This is a genomic window from Bradyrhizobium elkanii USDA 76 (genome assembly GCF_023278185.1).
GTDB lineage: Bacteria > Pseudomonadota > Alphaproteobacteria > Rhizobiales > Xanthobacteraceae > Bradyrhizobium > Bradyrhizobium elkanii.
Window position 1 is genome coordinate 7,324,254 of sequence record NZ_CP066356.1, and the last position, 17,245, is coordinate 7,341,498.

Sequence of the window (17,245 nt, forward strand, 5' to 3'; positions counted from 1 at the left end):
GATCCGCCGACCGGTAACGGTTCGGCCGGTTATTTTTCGAAATGCTTTTCGAAGGTCCCGCCGGGCACCGGGCCGCATATGAAGAAGGCCGGGCATCTGGGACAGGTTCGGACCGATTCCTTCCTCGGGAACCGGCCAGCCCGGATCTCGTCGAAGTTTACGCCGGCGGCCGCCTTCCTGCTGGCCAAGGTCTTGGGCTTCATCGACACGGCATTGACGGCCGCATCGCTCAGGTGAACCAGATCGACGATGCAGCCAGGAAAGCTGCCCTGCGCCGCCAATACGAAAACGGCCGTGGATACTGACTCCATATCCTTGGAACCCGCATGCCCCGTCCGAACGGATCGAACATGCGTTCGCCCGTCCCGGGAGATTAACACATCGTCTGGTCTGACTACGATCTCGCCGCCAGGCACGGTCAAACGCATTTCGGCGATCGGCTGATTGTCATATCCCGATCGGGATTTTACGAAGAACGCGACAAGCTGCCTGGCTACGAGCTTGAAGTCGCCCGAATAGCCTTGGTCGTCGAGACCTTGAAGATCCCAGGCGTTCGCGAGCCGATCGTCAAGTTCGGCGGACGACGGGTCGGTCGACTCATCCTGGATGAGCCCCTCGACGACCGCGCGCACCGCTCCGTGCATCCGCATGAAGGGCGTTTCGGTCCGTCTTCCGCCGACGTCGAGCACGTGCGTGTAGAGAAAGCGCCTTGGACAGCGCTCGAATAGCCCCAGCTTGTGGTCTGTCAGCAGAATTCCGGTCGGAAATCCAACGGGGACGGGAAGATCATCCGAAGGGGCAGGAAGCGAGGAGCGCGGATCGACCGATCCGCTCTCGATCGTGCCGCCAAGTCTATCGACGAAGGCAGACCGCGTTCGCGCTCTTCCGTTGACCGTTCTGGTCGGCGAGTACAGCAGAAGACGGTCGCGGGCTCGAGATAGCGCTACGAAGAACAGGCATTCCTGCTCCTCGACGTGACCCGCCTTGACGACATCGAGGCCCGTGCCTTGACTTCCCTCCACCATCCCGTCGGGCGGCGGACACCCCCTGACATGGTTGGGCGACCTGGGAAGAGTGTCTGCGTTCATGCCCGGGATATGTACCGCGCGAAACTCGAGGCCCTTGCTGCCGTGGATCGTCATGAGTCTGACGGCATCGATGCCCCGCGCGGCGGCCGGTAATTCGCGTAGGTCCCGCTCATCCGAGAGCAGGACCAGCCGCCGGATGCGATCGAGCAGACGCCGCGCCGGCAAGCCTGCCGCAGCGGGTTGCGATCTCGCAAAATTCATGAACTGCCACATCGCGACGCCGCGAGCCCTGACCGACATCAGATCGGACGTCGAAATTCCCGCGGCGATTCTCGTCCGGTCGAGCAGAAATTTCGCGACGACGGACCAAGGATCGGACTTGGAGTCGAATCCATCAAATGCGATGCGAAGCTTCGTGAGTGCTTCCTGCCCGGCGGGCGACAGGCCCGAAATATCGACGATCCGCTCGAGCCACTCCACCGGCTGGTCATCGGCGGTCTTCAGATACTGAATGACCGCGCCGACATCCGAAAGCTCCATGCGGAATTCCGGCATGGTCGCCACGCGGACGAGGCCCATGGCCCGGCGGTCCGTCAGCATCGAGAGCAAGGACAGCAGTTCCTGGATTTCGTCCCGCTCGAACAGGCTGCCGAGGTAGAGCACCGGAACGCCGAGGCTCTCTAAGCCGGAAGCAAGCCGCCCAAGACGTTCGTTTCCCGTGCAGAGAACCGCTTGGTCCCGGTAGGAAATGCCGGCAGCCCTGTTCTCGGCAATCGCCTCGGCGACGGCCACGATCTCGTCGGGGGCGACGTCGACCGCCCGGTATTGCGGTTTGACACCGGAACGCCCCCGCTCCGCCTTCAGACCAACCTCATCACCCGCGGCGGCCTTCATGTCCCGGCTGGCGAACTCGACGAAAGTGTCGACGATCTCTTTGGTAGATCGATAATTGACCGTCAATCTGCCGCGCTTCGCCCCGGCGAAATCCTCCTTGCCGAATCGCGCCACGTTCACGGAGGAAGCGCCGCGGAACCGGTAGATGGATTGCTTGGCGTCGCCGACCACCCACAGGTTCGCGCCATCGCCGGCGATCGCCTTGAGCAGGCGTACGCTGGCACGATTCACGTCCTGGAATTCATCCACCAGGATATGGCGGTGCCGGCCACGGAGGTGCTCCAGAACCACGCCGTCGGACTCGACGAGCCGCACAGGCATAGATACGAGGTCACCGAAGTCCAAGCACTTCCGTTCGCGCTTCAAGGCTTCGTAGAAAGCGTAGACCTTGGCGACCTCTTTGCACTTCTCCGCCGCCTCGATCTGCTCCGGGGACGACGCCGCGGCGAACATGCCGTCGGCGAGTTGGGCATAGCGGGTAGCATCCGCAACCTCGTCCTTGGCGCGCGAAATCGCCGCGAGGATGTCGCTGATCTCGAATGAGGGATCCCAAAGGTTCTGATAGTGGGTCAGGTCGAGTCGAGGAAACCCGTCGGACAACAGATCGATGGCCTCCGTGCGATCCATCATGCGGGGGTTCGGCGGCAGGTCCAAGCGTTCGTAGAACCGGCGGATGATGTCCAGCCCGAACGAGTGGAAGGTACCTATCCACATCGCCGCGGCGGCCCGCGGCTGCTTCGCCGCGATCCGGTCCGCGAGTTCTCCGGCTGCCTTGTTGGAGAAAGTGAGCACGAGAATCTCGTCAGCCGGCACCTTCTTGATGTCGAGCAACCATTCGACTCTTCCGACGAGGGTCTGCGTCTTGCCGGTGCCCGGCCCGGCCTCCAGTAGAAAAGGAGAGCCCCAATGCTGCGCCGCCGCCTTCTGTTCGTCGTTGAGCGGCTTTTCTTCGCGCGGACGCACGTCGACGGTCACGGCGGGCAGCAGCAGACCGTCCAACAACTGCTGCGCCACGACGCCGAACGGAGCTCCCAGCCGCGACGCGATGGCGGACGCGCTCATGCCTTCTTCGACGTGGAGCCGCCGGGCGGCAGATCGGGGAAGAAGGAATTCGCGGCCGAACAAGTCCATTTGGACTTCGCGACGCTCGCGCCGACCGTAATCGATCACCCGGTCGGCGCCGACCGGGGCCGCCTCCGCAGGCCGCGAAGGGTCGGCTGCAAGCGAGAGGTTTTCCTCACTCGCCCCGCCAAGTTCCATGTGACCCAGTTCATGACCTACGAGGAAAGCGTTTCCGAAATCTTCGCCGGCGTCCTCGTGGAGCACGGTCAGCGCATCGGGATCCCACAACGCGAGGGCGCCACGCAGTCGGACGTCGCCCTTCGGCAGCTTTTCGACGACGATGCCACGCCTCTTCGCTTCGGCGGTCGCGAATTCGTAGGGCTTCCAGGGGTCGGCGCCGCGCGCGACGGCTTCCGAATGGAGCCGTTCCGCGGTCTGACGCGCGAGCTCGATCGAATCCATGCTATTCGGACGACGTGTAGATGTCCGCCTTCTGCTCGGGAGTGACGCCGGACGAATCGAGGAGCGCCTCGAACGTCACCTTCTCCGACGAAGCCGGCTTGGCATCGGCCTTGTAGTTAACGGCGCCTGCCACCGCTGGCGGCAGGGCGAGGTACGCGAGCAGATCGGCGACTGTGATCTGAACGGCGCGAGCGATCCGAGCCAGAAAGAGCTGAGGCACGGAGGACGCGACCACGAGGCGATCGCGAAACGCGATGAGTACTGACCTGGGAACTCGCAATCTGTCCGCCAAGGCGACGAAGGAAGCTCCTCGGAATGCGTCGAAGGGATTCGCGGAGCTACGGGTCGCGGCCGGGCCGCCACCTCGCAATTGCTTCAAGGCGCGTTGAAAAGTGTCTTCGTCCTCGACGGCGTCGGAGATTCCTCGACCTTTGATGCAGAGGCCGAGCGACAAGTCGAGCAGATCCGCGGTGTATTGAGGATAAAGAGTGAGGTAATGATCGAGCGTTGACCTGTCATGTGCGGGCTCCATGGAGAATGCGAGGAGCACCTCCTCCAAAGGCATGTCCGGTTTCAAGGTAGTCATGTCTCTTCCTCGTCAAGTGCCTGCCGGAGCACCTCGAACGCCCTCTTTCTGCGATTTCGCACGGTCTTCTCGGCACATCCGAGAATGCTGACGATATCGCGGACCCCATGCTCCTTCGATTCGATCGGATAGCCCTTCAGCAGCAACACCACGACTAGACGTAGCGGCTCCGGTAAGCGTTCAATCGCAGCATACAGCCTCGACCGGTAACCGGGATCGTCAAGTTTCGAGTCCGACATCGGATTTTGACCGGCGGCAGCCTTCTCAATCTCGGCATTCAATTCGCTCGTCTCATCGTCGTAGGTCATCGGAACCGCCCGATTCTCGCGGCGTTGAGCACTCCGCTTCGCCGTCGTCCTCGCAGCCGCTACCGCGTGATCGAAATTGACCTCCAAATAATCGAGCCGTTCCTCGTAGCCTTGACGATCCAGCATCAAAAGTTCCTCGAACCAGAACATGACGGCCTCACCGGTATCGACTTTAGTCTGAGATTCCAATGAATTTCCTTCCGGCATGTGTCCTACTTCAGGTCGTGGCAGCCTCGCCAATACCCGCCGCCTTAGCACCCTGTAGAGAGCTTCAAAGTGGTCATCGGAATTGTCGAACTTGGCCTCCCTCACCAGGTGAAGCAGGCATTCGGACGGGAGATATCCGAACTCCGTCGGATCCGATACGGAGCATCGATCGACGATCGACGCCCTCGGTTGCGAGAGCAGCCCGTCAAGGGACGCCTCGATCTCTGGGCGTCTCTGATAAAACGTTCCGTCTGCTTTAGTCTTGCGAAGTGGACGAGGCATGCGCGACTACCTGAAATTGCCGATCTGGCGTAATGCTCGCGTATAGAGATGGGATCACAGCCGTGCAATCCGATTTTGTGCTAGCCCGGGAGGCTTCTGATTATGCCACACCACTACCCGTACCAATCGGACGCCGGACCGTTCTCAAAGACAAGATCGAGAGCAGCGAATGTTAAGCGCTGCCAAAACCGCCGACTTGCCTGCACCATTCGGACCGACAAGGCAGGTGCTCGGCTCGAAAGTAACCGTCTCATCGACGAACGCACGAAAATTCCTTACGCGAACTGAGATGATTTGCATCAAGGCGCTGGTTGCAACATATAAGTACTGCAATCACATAGCACGCAGAGCCATCTGAAATAAGAGTAGCCGTAGAAAACATAACTGATTTTATGTCCGCTTGTGATTGCCTCCGGACGGAAGAAGACACGCTCGGCACGCTTCGGACAGACCTTTTTCGTTCATGGCTTCCCGATTCAGCTAGTGCTCATGCAAGTACCTGTGACCTAGCGAACAGCATGAGATACCGATAGTGCTCTACGAGAGCGAACGGAGCAAACGTATTGTAAGTGAGACGCTTGGTCCTTTCGTATGCGCCCTGCTTGTTGCCGTGCCGACCCGACGCCTTCTCGCGAAAGCGTCGCCAAAGCTTCGATCATCGGCATATCCATAAATATCCCCCATGTCGGAGCGCTGATCTATGATCGGCGGACCAAGTTGCTCTGGCCTCAGCCTGTATCGCTGGGGCGTTTCTTTCTCGTCATTTCGACCACAATCGAACCGTTGGAGCTGGGTCCTGGGCTCGTCAAGGATCAAGCTCTGGCACTGGTTGGCGCCATGAAACAGCGTGCGCTTATCGGAGGAGAGCAATAGCTGTGAACGCCTTAACCGTGGATTGGGAGAAAATCATCGCGGTTCTCATGATAGCTGCTGGGTCCGTACTCGTGCTTCTCGGCCTGATCGCAAAGAGGCGACGACGGCGTCCAGATGACAGCCAAAAAGAATAGCAATTGGCCGATAGCTCGCGATCCCGGATGGCACCGCTGCCACGCCAGCTCTCGAAGAACCGCTCGGAAACACTCAACAGCTAGCAGGGACTCGGCCGGCTCAGTTGCAAACAGCAACGCGCCCGCTTGAAATAAGAGCGCAGTGGCGTTGGCACCAGCCCCAGGAGGCTTGTGCGAGATCCTGGTGAGTCTTCACGAAACGCGCCTAAGGTTCATCAACATTGAAGGTCGCATGACTACGGGTCCGGCTTACAGGGTTGCGTCAGGGGATTTTTCCTGATGGCTCACGTCATCTTCGAAGTATTTTTTCGCTTTGAGATGGTTCTGCAAGGCAACCGGTCGATACGGGCCGAAGCTCGTGTAGTTGCGTACAGATTTCATAGCAAGCCGTTCGTAGACCGTGTTGTGAAGTCGCGCCGTATCTGGGACGTCGCGGGCCGCCTTAGACCAATGGAGCGCCCTTCCACCCATGCCGACCAAAACTCATCGTGCATCATTCCATCGGCTGATAGATAGAGCCGCAGAAGATTCCTATCGACGATGACGCGGCTAGGTTCCAGAACCCTTTCGGTAATAAACTCCACCATCGAGGAGAGCGTGATGTCCGTGCCGGAGGCGCGCTTCTTTTTGCTGTTCATGAACGCCTGAAGATCCCTTAAGCGTATTTCAAGGTCAGGTCGAAACGAACTTGGACGCGCTGGACCGTCGGGCGCATCTCCTCAGCCGTACCGCAGCGCGTCCCTCATCTCTTCTGAGGGTAACGATGTGCTGCCTGCCGTCGCGAATTCTTTCCGCCGCGGAGCCATAGCCGGTTCGGTCATTTGCGCGCGCTAGGTGACTTCAAGATGATCGACAGGTGCGATCAGTTCGCGATCGAGCCGATGCCTGCGAAACCTGCATCTTGGGCCGAAATCTGTGTCCTCAGCTCCCACCGATCGGTCGTTCGCCGTCGCCAACGATGCTGCCTCACAGCAGTCAGCGCGCATGGAATGGAGCCAGATCTCCTTGAATGATCTTCGAGGTCGGCAGCAGCGACATTCAAATCGCGTTTTTGCCGGGTATAGATGCTTAAATCACTTGGCCAAATCGCCGGCATCTGACGAATGCTCCGCTTCGATGCTCCCCATTTACGAGCCGCGGGATCTCGGCCGCTCTGCCTATTTCCTCTTACCGGCTTATCCCAATTCCCTATGGACTCCTGGGAAATCCTCTCGAAATCGGCGAGTAGGATAGCTTATAATCGCGTAACACGGGTACAAGGGGGCGTTCTCGTTGCACGACAGATCGGTCGAAAAAGCCAGATGGCTCCGCGATTTGCGGCGCTTTCTGCCTCTGCGCAGCCAATTCGTGCTCTCGGGCAATACCCGCGACCTTCAGATGCACGAAATTGTTCCGGGCGAGGTGACCGCAGCGCCCCTATCCAGGGTCTTGCCGGACGTCTTGAAGGCAGCTGGTTACGCCCAGATCGCATGGTTCGATGTTCTGAACGGATTTAGAGATATCGAGCCGGGGGACGGAAGCTGCCTCACGCGATTGGGTCTGATGCCGACGGGTGGCGCTGCGGCAGGCGGGATCGACCTTCTATCGACGACGCTTGAGCGGCACGTCACCGCTGAAGGACAACCCTCGGCCCTGATCGTCGACTTTGCCTCCAGACTGGTCGCCCGAAACGACGCCTTATCACCTGCCGAGCACCAGCTTTTCTCCCGGGCGCTGATCCTCTCTCATGCGGCGCGTGCGCGTCCGGCGGGCGACAAGCGCCTGCCCTTCTTCAATACGGTGGTCTGGATCGTCGACAAGGAGGGCGATCTGTCCGACTGGTTCCTGATCGGAAACCCGAAGATCAGACACATCCCGATCGGACGACCGGATCATCTTGCGAGAAGAAGCATGATCCGCTCTCTTGTCCGCGGTCTTCCGGGTGCGCAGGACGCGGAACAATCGGAATTAGAGAAGTGCACTCAAGCATTCGTGGATGAGACCGAAGGCCTTCTGTTACTGGACGTGAGCGCGGTCGCGCAGCTCGCCCGCAGCGAGGGCGTCCAATTCGATCGGATCGGCGATGCCGTGCGGCGCTTCAAAGTGGGCGTGACCGAGGATCCCTGGCGCAAGATCAGCCGCGATAAGATCAGCTCGGGCGAAGAATTCGTCAGGCGACGCGTCAAGGGACAGTCTCACGCAGTCACGCATATGCTTGATATCGTCAAGCGCGCGGTGACCGGGATCGGCCAATCGCCGCGGGGCGGCCGGCCAAGGGGCGTGGTCTTCCTTGCTGGGCCCACCGGCGTCGGCAAAACGGAACTGGCGAAAACGATCACGAGCCTGCTGTTCGGCGACGAATCTGCATATATCCGCTTCGACATGTCGGAGTTTAGCGCCGAGCACTCCGATCAGCGGCTGATCGGCGCACCGCCCGGCTATATCGGATATGACGTCGGAGGCGAGCTTACGAACGCGATCCGCGAAAAGCCCTTCAGCGTCGTCCTGTTCGACGAGATCGAGAAGGCTCATCCGAGGATTCTCGACAAATTCCTCCAGGTCCTCGATGACGGCGTCCTGACCTCCGGACGAGGCGATCGCGTCTATTTTTCAGAAGCCTTCATTGTCTTCACGTCTAATTTAGGCATCTACGTACCGGGACCGTCCGGCGAAAGAATTGCCGACGTCACGCCCGACGAGACGTTCGAAGCGGTGCGCAGCAAGGTCCGAGGCGAGATCGAAAGGCACTTCAAACAGGTTCTCAACCGGCCCGAGATATTGAACCGCATCGGAGAGAACGTCATCGTTTTCGACTTCATTCGTCCCGAGGTCGCAAACGAGATATTCGATCAGATGGTCGACAATTTGCTCAAGGACGTCAATTCGCTCGGCTATGATGTCACGTTGAGCAGCGCTGCCCGGGAGGTGCTTCGCGGCCTGTGCGTGGCTGATCTTTCGAATGGCGGCCGAGGTATCCGCAACCAGGTGGAATCTCATCTCATCAACCCGCTCTCGCGGGCTCTGTTCGATAACGGAGCAGGAGCCGGCCGCAGATACAGGATCGAAAGCGTCCGCCCTGGCCCATCGACGACGATCGAGCTCGTAAGCGAGCCGCCCCCATGAAAAAGATGGTCAATCTGTCGCGCATCCATTTCCCGGTCACGACGTTGGGTCCCGGCCGACGGATCGGGATCTGGTTTCAAGGTTGTTCGATCCGCTGCCCAGGGTGCATCTCCATGGACACTTGGGTGCACGGACGCGGAACGACGGTCGTAGAGGCGGTCGTCGAGGCGGTTTCCCCATGGCTTTCGATAGCCGATGGCATTACGATTTCGGGTGGAGAGCCTTTCGACCAGCGCGAGGCCTTGTTCGATCTTTTGACAGGCCTGCGAACTCGAACGGACGCCGATATCCTGGTCTTTACCGGGTATTCTTGGCCCACGATCTGCGATGCGCTCGCGGCCTCACCATCGCTCATCGACGCGATCGTTTCCGGACCGTTCGAGATCGAAGAGGCGCAGACCATGGCGCTTCGTGGCAGCGACAATCAGGAGCTGCATCTATTGACTCCCTTAGGCCGCGCTCGGTTCGAGAGCTTCGACCGCCCCATCGGCGAAAAAGATCGCGCGTTCGACGTGATGTTCGACGATAACGGAGACGTCTGGCTTGCGGGCATTCCCGCGCGCGGCGACTTCCGGCGCCTGCAACATATGCTCGAAGGCAGCGGATCGACGCTTGGAATTTCGGAAGATACCCGTTTCCCCTCTCTTTAGAATTTAATGATGATCAGACTTTGTCCGAACTGCACCACCGAACGTCCCGTCACCGAGATCTTCTGCGAAGGCACGTTGAATGGCCTAACCTGCGGCTGGGACCTGTCGACGGTCGATATCACGCCGCGTGGTGCGACGAGACTGAAGCCGAATCCACCTGTAAATCCCTCTGCGAGCGTTCCGATCTGCCGAAACGGTCATCAGGGCTCTCCCGGCGACCTGATCTGCAGTGTCTGCGGCGAGCCGATCATCGAACGGCAGGAAGCGCCCTCAGCGGCCGAACCCATGCCAGGGCCGGAGCTCGCGCCCGAGGGCGAAACCATCGTGGACGGCTGGCGCCTGCAGGACCGGATCGCCTCATCCAGTGCAGTCCGCGAACGCTTCGTCGCCACGCGCGGCTCGGACGGTCAACGGGGAATACTCACGCTTTACGCGATAGGCGCGGAGCCGGATCAAGCGATCTATGATTTGCTCTTAAAGCTCCCTCGAGATCACGTCCCGGAATTCTTCGCCACCGGTCGCTGGCAAGAGCGCGCCTATGAGGTCGCGGAGGAATTCAAGGGCGGCACGCTGACGGATCTCGCCGTCGATCCGACAGATCCGGCGGCCGTAGCGAAGCTGGTCGGCGAGCTAGCGCAGGCCGTTCACGCCCTCACTGAAGCTGGATTGCGACACAGGGATCTCCGCCCTTCCGTCATCTTCGTGCGCTCAAGGGACCCGCTTGACCTCGTCATCAGTGGCTTCGGATCGGCACGGCTCTCCGAATTCGACCTCGATATCGTGTCTCCGCTCGAAACCACCCGCTATATGGCGCCCGAGGCGATAGCCGGCGGCGTCGCGCCGGCTTCCGACTGGTGGAGCATGGGGATGATCTTGCTGGAAAAGATCACCCAAGGCGCGTGCTTCGCAGGTATCAACGAGCAGGCCTTTCTGATCCACGTTCTGACCAACGGCGTACACCTGCCTGAAAGTCTGGATGAGCGGATCAACACCTTGCTTCGCGGCTTGTTGGCCCGTGACAGGCGCCAGCGCTGGCAGTGGAAGGAAGTTCAAGCCTGGTTGCGCGGAGAGACCATCTCGGCTCCAGCGGCCGACCGAGCGGGCGACACAGAGGGCCACGCCTCGATTTCGCTGGGTGGCAAGCAATATCGATCTGCAAACACATTCGCATTGGCAGCGGCTGAAGCTACGAACTGGGACCAAGCCAAGACCCTCGTCCTCAGAGGCGCGGTTGCAAGTTGGGCTGCCGAAGCCGGCTTCGAAGCGGCGATAGCGGCGGGTCTGAGGCAAATCCTGCGCACCGAAGATCTTCAGGAGGATTTGAAGCTTTCCATCTCTCTTAAGACGCTCAACCCGTCGATGCCTCTGATCGTCAGAGGTAATATCGTCACACCGGGTTGGCTGCTCGATCACCCGGGCGACGGCTACAGTCTGATCACCGGCCCGGCACCCGATCTGCTCCGGAAGATTGATCCGGACGATTGGCTCTGGCGCCTGAAGGTCCGCTCCGACACGGTGCGAAAGCGGTTGGACCAGCTGGAAATCGCGGTCGACGAAGATGCTCTGCGCGTCCACCTTCTGTCGACCTCTATGGCCCGCCTGGCCGCGCTTTGGGAAGAACGGCGAAAGCTTTTCCCCGACACCGATCACGCCGGCGTGGCCGCGCTCACTGAGCGCCGCATTTCGGCGGAAGAAGATCTCCTCATCCTGCTCAGCGCGACCTCGAACCAGTTCCGCTCGGTTGCCGAGGTCATCGAAGAAGCCGAAAAGGAAGCGTCGGCGGCCGGTCTTAGCAACTTTTCCGCCGAGGAAACGACGACCCTCCTTGGCCGGCCACGTCGCGAGATCTATCAGGCGATCGACGAGCGTATTCAGAACTTTGCCAGATGCGGCATCAAGGAAGTCGACGAGTGGGCGGACCAGTTCCGTCTGGACAGACGGATGCCTCTTGGGCGCGCGCTCGCCCTTCTCTGTGTGCCCCCCGAGACGTGGAAACCGCTTCCAAAGCAAGGCTACGTCTCGACGATCTTGGACTTTTTCGCCAAGCGGATTTCGGGCGGAGTATTGCGCGGGCCGCTGACGCGGATGCTGATTGGCAAATCGGCCAGGATCGATCTCACCGAACTCGATACGTCCAGGGTGCCGGCGGGCGAGATTCTCGATCAGCTGCTTGGCCGCACGAACCGGATCGTGAACCTCGATCCGGCGGCTTTTGCCGATGATGATAGCCTTGAGCGACGGTTGCGCTCGTTGCACTCCCACGCGCTGCTCTACAAGCGCGATACCGGCATCGATGGCCTGTATCTGGGATTTCCATTCCTGATCATGCGCGATCATCGGCCGAATGCGAGACCGCGGATTGCGCCGGTACTGCTGTGGCCGGTGCGCGTCAGTCCCGAGGTCGGAAATCGCGGTCATGTCACGTTGGGATACGGACGTGACAGAAACCCAGACACGGAGATCGAGCACGTTCTCGTCAATCCGGCTCTCGAAGGAATGGTTGGCATCCCGGAGGCGAGACGTTGGCAAGAAGCGGCCAACGAGCTTCTTACCCATGCAAGCTTGTCCGTCCAGGCGGTGATGGACGCCTTCAGCCGATTGGCCCAGCCAGTCGGCAACGAATTGACGGCGCTTCCGGGCAAGGACGTCGAGGTCGCAGCGCAGGAACGCCAATTGGTACCTGCAGCCGTGCTCTTCCATCTGGCCTTCATGGGTCAGGCCGTCATGAAGGATCTCGAGACCCTCCGGGGCCTACCTCCGACGGCGACAGCGCTCGAGGCCGCGCTCCGTCTGAACGAACAGCAGCCGGAGCCTTCTGCATCGCCGCAAGTGAAGGAGGTCGAGCGATACTTCACGGCCGACAGCGATCCTTCGCAGGAGGCGGCCGTCTTGGAAGCGCGTCAGGCCCCGGGACTGGTCATCGAAGGACCTCCCGGAACTGGCAAGAGCCAAACCATCGTCAATATGGTCGCGGACGCCATCGGCACGGGAAAATCACTCCTGGTGATCTGTCAGAAGCAAGCCGCTCTCGAAGTCGTGCGCAAACGTTTGGACAAGGAGCGCCTGAGCGATCGCTTCGTCATGATCACCGACGCCAATCGCGACCGCGAGGCGATCGTGGGTGCGGTCCGTTCGCAGGTCCAGGCGTTGCACAATCTGCCCCCCGGAGGGTCTCCGGCCTGGAAGCGAGAGCGAGAGCGCCTCGCGGCGCGCATCGAGACGCTCGAGATGGAGCTGGACCGCCGGCAAATCGCGCTCCATTCCGTGGATGATCGGACCGGATTGTCCTATCGAGCGCTGCTCGGCGAACTGCTCGCGATCGAAGAAGGCAGAGCCAAGCCGATCGAGGCTCCTGAGCTCCGGCCTTTGCTGTCGGATCTACATCCCGCAGATGTGGCAACGATCGAGGAGAATTGCGCTCCGCTCGCGAAGTTCTGGCTGTCGTCGAAATTCGAAGACAATCCCCTGTCCGCCCTCAAGCCGTTCAATCCCGACCGAGGAACCGCGGCTGCACTCGCCTCGCTTCTGCAAGCATTTTTGCAAGCCGATGCCCGGCGCGAACAGACCGATGCTGAGACCTCGAACTGCCTGACAATACCGGATGCGGCGGAATTTAGATCCTGGCTCGTCGAAGCGGGCGAGCTGCGTTCGATCAGCGATTCGGTGTGCGCAAATCTCGCTCGATTGCGGCCGCTGTTTCGCAGCGTCGAGGATGGGGCATCGGAAGCTGCGCGTATTCTCGAGGGCCTATCGGCGATTAAGGAAATCTTCTCATCGCTCAATGGCCCAGCCTACAAGCCGAACTTTTGCTCCAAGCTGATCGCCTTGAATGAGGATGAGCTGCGCTCCGCTGGAGAGCTCGCGGGCCAGGTTCGCCTGCCGGCAAGTGCCCTACAATGGATCAACCCGCTACATTGGCTGCGAACGCGTCGTGTACGCCAGTTTCTTGCGTCGCTGCAACTCCCGCAGGATAACGACGCTATCAGCTCACTGTATTATGCGGTCGAGCTCGAATTGGCCATGCGCCAGCCGAGGCGCGAACTCGAGCACTATTTCACGACCCTGTTCGGGCGAGCCCCCAATCTGGATCTGTCGCCTGGTAAGCTCGCCGATTTCGCCGAGCGCCTTGGCTCGTTCCTCGAGGGTCTGGGGGGCCACAATTCGCTCATCGATCGGTGCCCGAGCCGGCTTGAGCTCGATAAGGCGCTCTCGGCCGGAAACACCGAAGAGCTCGGATCGTTCTTTGAGCGGGCTGATCTCGCGCTCAAAAGGCATGACATAAGAGAGCAGAGCCGCGCCGCTTTGGACCGGCTTAGGACATATTTCGACGAACTGTGGCTCGGATCGAGACGCTCGGCGATCGAGAATGGTCGCTCCAATACGAATGCCATTGACCAGATCGTGCAGGCTCTGCCGATGCTAAGCAGTTACCAGGAATATCGACTTCGATCTTCGCGGCTTGGTGACAAGGAGCGTGCCATCTTCGCAACACTCAGGTCCACGGAGTCCGAGCTGTCGAAACTGGCTTCCGAAGATCTCGACGGCTGCGTTCGCGCCACCATACGCCGCGAGGCGCATTTGGCATGGAAGGCCGGTATGGAGGGTGCGAGTCCTGACGTGTTGTTCGATGGCGATGAGGTCGAAGCCAAGGTCAAATCGCTTGCGGAAGCCGACGCGCAGATCCGGCAATACAACAGGGACCTTCTCGTCCAAGGTATCGACGCCAGCAAAGTGCGTGCGACGGTCGAGTGGGATGCGATCACCAAGCTGCGCGGCCCGCGAGCACTAAGATTGCGCGAATTCATCGATCGCGCCGCTCCGCTCGGTCTGTTCGCGCTCCGCCCCGTCTGGCTCATGACACCCGATGTCGCCAGCCGCGTGCTGCAACCTCGCGCCGGATTGTTCGATACCGTCATCTTTGACGAGGCTTCGCAGATGCCCGTTGAATATGCCTTGCCCTCTTTATTCCGAAGCAGGCTTGTTGTCGTCAGCGGCGACGAAAAGCAGATGCCGCCGACCTCATTCTTTGCGAGCAAGGTCGAGAACGACGAAGCGGCGATATTCGACGGTGAAGAACCAGAAGAAGGAGCGAGCGAGGAGGAGCGCGAGGCCTTCGCAGAGACATGGAACCGCCGAGAGATCAAGGATTGTCCCGACCTCCTCCAACTCGCCCGCTCCGCACTCCGCACCCGTACTTTGCAGGTGCACTATCGTTCGAAGTATCGGGAACTGATTTCATTCTCGAACGCCTCATTCTACAGCAACGGTCTTAGCGTCCCCGTTCGCCATCCCGAAGAAACAATCCGTAGACTCAAACCAATCGAAGTGGTGCGCTCGGACGGCACTTACAAGGCCCAGACGAACCAAAAGGAAGCCAGCGATGTCGTGGCATACCTATCCGAGCTTTGGGAGGATTCATCGCCGCCGTCGGTCGGTGTCGTCACGTTCAACCGCAAGCAGGCCGACGCCATAGAAGATGCTCTGGAAGACCGCGCCGAAAACGATGCAGCATTCCGTGAGGCACTGATGCGCGAGCGCGAACGTATGGAGCATGGCGAGGATATGGGCTTTTTCGTTAAGAACGTGGAGAACGTACAAGGCGATGAGCGTGACATCATCGTTTTCTCTACGACCTTCGGCCGCAACGAGCACGGCGTCTTCCGCAAGAGCTTCGGCGCGCTCGGACACGCAGGCGGCGAGCGCCGCCTGAACGTCGCGGTGACGCGCGCAAGAGAAAAGGTGGTCATCGCCACATCGATGCCGACGGTTGAGATATCGGACCTGCTGACGAGACGGAGCGGTCCCAGGGTGCCGCGCGACTATCTGCAAGGCTACCTTGAATATGCCAGGACCGTCTCCGACGGCCTTGCAGACTCCGGCAAGACTCTGTTGGAGCGGATGGTCACCCAACAGCGTCCCCACAACGAAGCCGGACATCACGAGGACGACGGCTTCACCAGGTCCGTCGAAGCCTTCCTGGAGGCGAATGGCTACAAGGCCAGCCGGGCTCGCGATGGCGGCGCATTCAGCCTTGATTTCGCCGTAACCGATCCGCGGACCGGCCTCTACGCGATCGGCGTCGAATGCGACGCGCCGCGACATCGATTGCTTCAGAGAGCGCGTGCTCGTGAGATCTGGCGTCCGAAGGTATTAGGGAGGGCCGTCCCATACGTTCACAGAGTTTCGTCATATGCTTGGACTCATGCGGGAGACGCCGAACGCCTGCGGCTCAAGAACGCTGTAGAATACGCGCTCCGTGGGGGAGGATTACAATGAGCGGGCCCAAAGCATTCAGGATCGTTACCCGAGCCGAGATCATCGCCATCTGTCGTCGCAACCTGGCGCGGCTCGACGCCGCGGTCGAAAGCTGGACCTCCGCGGGTAGACGCAACGGGACGATTGAGCAGAACGATATCGAAAAGGTCATAGCCCGGCGAGACGAGCTTCGCCGCCTACTCGACGCCGATCGTTTCGTCGAACTACAGAAGCAGGTCGCAGCTGAGATCGGCTTCCTTCAGGTGGACTCCGAGCGCCGCGTCGAAAGAGCTGCTGAAATAGCGGCGCGCTCGAAGCGTGATTTGAGACGCTCGAGAGCGGCAGCCGAGGCGCTGCTGCAGAGGCTGCAGGCTCTGAAAGTCGAGATTCCCGCCGACATTCGAAGCGAGCTCAGTGGTTCGAGTGCATCTTCCGAGCGCCTGGAAGCGGCTATGGCAAGAGCGTTGTTGCTGCTGCCTTCTCAGGCGGCGCCGGATACCGCGACAGACCGCCAACGCGAGCTTGCCAGTCAGCTTGGCGCCGGCGAACGTCGTGATACGTTGCGAGAATGGATTTCTCGACAACCTGAGGAGATGGAGGATCCCGCTTTGGCGCGCGTCGATGCGGTCCTGGGCGAGTTGCGCGGCCTTGGCATCGATTCTTCCCCGTTCGCAGACCGTGTCGCGCTCCTGGAAGCAGAGCCGCCGACGAGAAGACCGCTTGTCGCGGATAGCCTTTTGCTGGACCTGGCAGCGGCCGTGAAGGATGGCCGCGCCCGTGCGAAACTAGCAGACGAGCTTCGTGCGCGACGCGCCGAACTTTCTGTGATGAAGTCACCGCAGGCGGCCTCGCTGCTGAGCGAAATCGACCAGACCCTCACCTCGCCAGCTAGCAGCAACGGGCAAGAACTCGTCAAGCGCGCAGACTTTCTCATCGAGGAAGAATTCAAGGCGATGGCCGCCGAGGAACGCAGGCGTGCGGTGCTCGAAGGTCTTGCCAGCCTGGGATACGAGGTATCGGAGGGAATGGCGACCGCCTGGGTCCAGAACGGCCAGATCGTCCTGCGTAAGGCGGCCAATGCTGGCTACGGGGTAGAACTGTTGGGCGGATCGAGATCTGATCTCCTCCAGGTCCGAGTCGTCGGTATCGGCAGTTCGGCCGAAGTTCACGATGAGAATCGTGACCGCGACATGGAAACGATCTGGTGCGGCGAGTTCGATCGACTGAGGACGTTGGTCGCGAAAGCCGGCGGGAACGTTGCGATGGAATTCGCAAGGCCGGCCGGTCAATTCCCCCTGAAGATCGTCTCTGATCCGGGTGCAAGCCACGAAGCGGCTGATGCCGAAAGATTATATCGAGCACGACCACTCAACCGTCACAATTAAGAATCTGTAAGAAACCA

Annotated in this window: 9 protein-coding genes; 4 read left to right on the top strand and 5 right to left on the bottom strand. The window is 60.3% G+C overall.

Going from position 1 to position 17,245, the window contains the following annotated elements; translation table 11 throughout:
• Positions 1-29 precede the first annotated feature (29 nt).
• From JEY66_RS34800 to JEY66_RS34815, 5 genes are all read right to left on the bottom strand, one after another.
• The gene (locus tag JEY66_RS34800; RefSeq protein WP_018270059.1) at positions 30-3,446 is read right to left on the bottom strand and encodes a UvrD-helicase domain-containing protein; all 3,417 of its coding nucleotides are present in this window, start codon (positions 3,444-3,446) and stop codon (positions 30-32) included.
• Between the two features lies 1 nt (position 3,447).
• Positions 3,448-4,032, bottom strand: coding sequence for a hypothetical protein (locus tag JEY66_RS34805; protein WP_018270058.1), 585 nt, complete (start codon positions 4,030-4,032; stop codon positions 3,448-3,450).
• Complete coding sequence (locus tag JEY66_RS34810) at positions 4,029-4,547, bottom strand: hypothetical protein (protein ID WP_141382005.1); 519 nt, start codon at positions 4,545-4,547, stop codon at positions 4,029-4,031. The genes JEY66_RS34805 and JEY66_RS34810 overlap by 4 nt, the downstream gene beginning before the upstream one ends.
• Positions 4,548-4,973: 426 nt before the next feature.
• Entirely contained in the window at positions 4,974-5,129 is a 156-nt protein-coding gene (locus JEY66_RS45560) for an AAA family ATPase (RefSeq protein WP_080586173.1), read from the bottom strand.
• Between the two features lie 1,084 nt (positions 5,130-6,213).
• Positions 6,214-6,474, bottom strand: a complete 261-nt coding sequence (locus JEY66_RS34815) for a hypothetical protein (RefSeq protein WP_018270056.1) — start codon at positions 6,472-6,474, stop codon at positions 6,214-6,216.
• A gap of 634 nt (positions 6,475-7,108) precedes the next feature.
• Here JEY66_RS34815 and JEY66_RS34820 point away from each other — a divergent pair.
• The 4 genes from JEY66_RS34820 to JEY66_RS34835 are packed head-to-tail and all read left to right on the top strand — an operon-like array spanning position 7,109 to position 17,228.
• On the top strand, positions 7,109-8,938 hold the full coding sequence (locus tag JEY66_RS34820; protein ID WP_018270055.1) for an AAA family ATPase: 1,830 nt from the start codon (positions 7,109-7,111) through the stop codon (positions 8,936-8,938).
• Positions 8,935-9,588 carry a 4Fe-4S cluster-binding domain-containing protein gene (locus JEY66_RS34825; protein WP_018270054.1) on the top strand — a complete coding sequence of 218 codons (654 nt, stop codon included), beginning with the start codon at positions 8,935-8,937 and terminating at the stop codon, positions 9,586-9,588. The genes JEY66_RS34820 and JEY66_RS34825 overlap by 4 nt, the downstream gene beginning before the upstream one ends.
• A gap of 9 nt (positions 9,589-9,597) precedes the next feature.
• On the top strand, positions 9,598-15,864 hold the full coding sequence (locus JEY66_RS34830; protein WP_026192351.1) for an AAA domain-containing protein: 6,267 nt from the start codon (positions 9,598-9,600) through the stop codon (positions 15,862-15,864).
• Positions 15,861-17,228, top strand: a complete 1,368-nt coding sequence (locus JEY66_RS34835) for a hypothetical protein (protein ID WP_018270052.1) — start codon at positions 15,861-15,863, stop codon at positions 17,226-17,228. Before JEY66_RS34830 ends, JEY66_RS34835 begins: the two co-directional genes overlap by 4 nt.
• Positions 17,229-17,245: the final 17 nt, after the last annotated feature.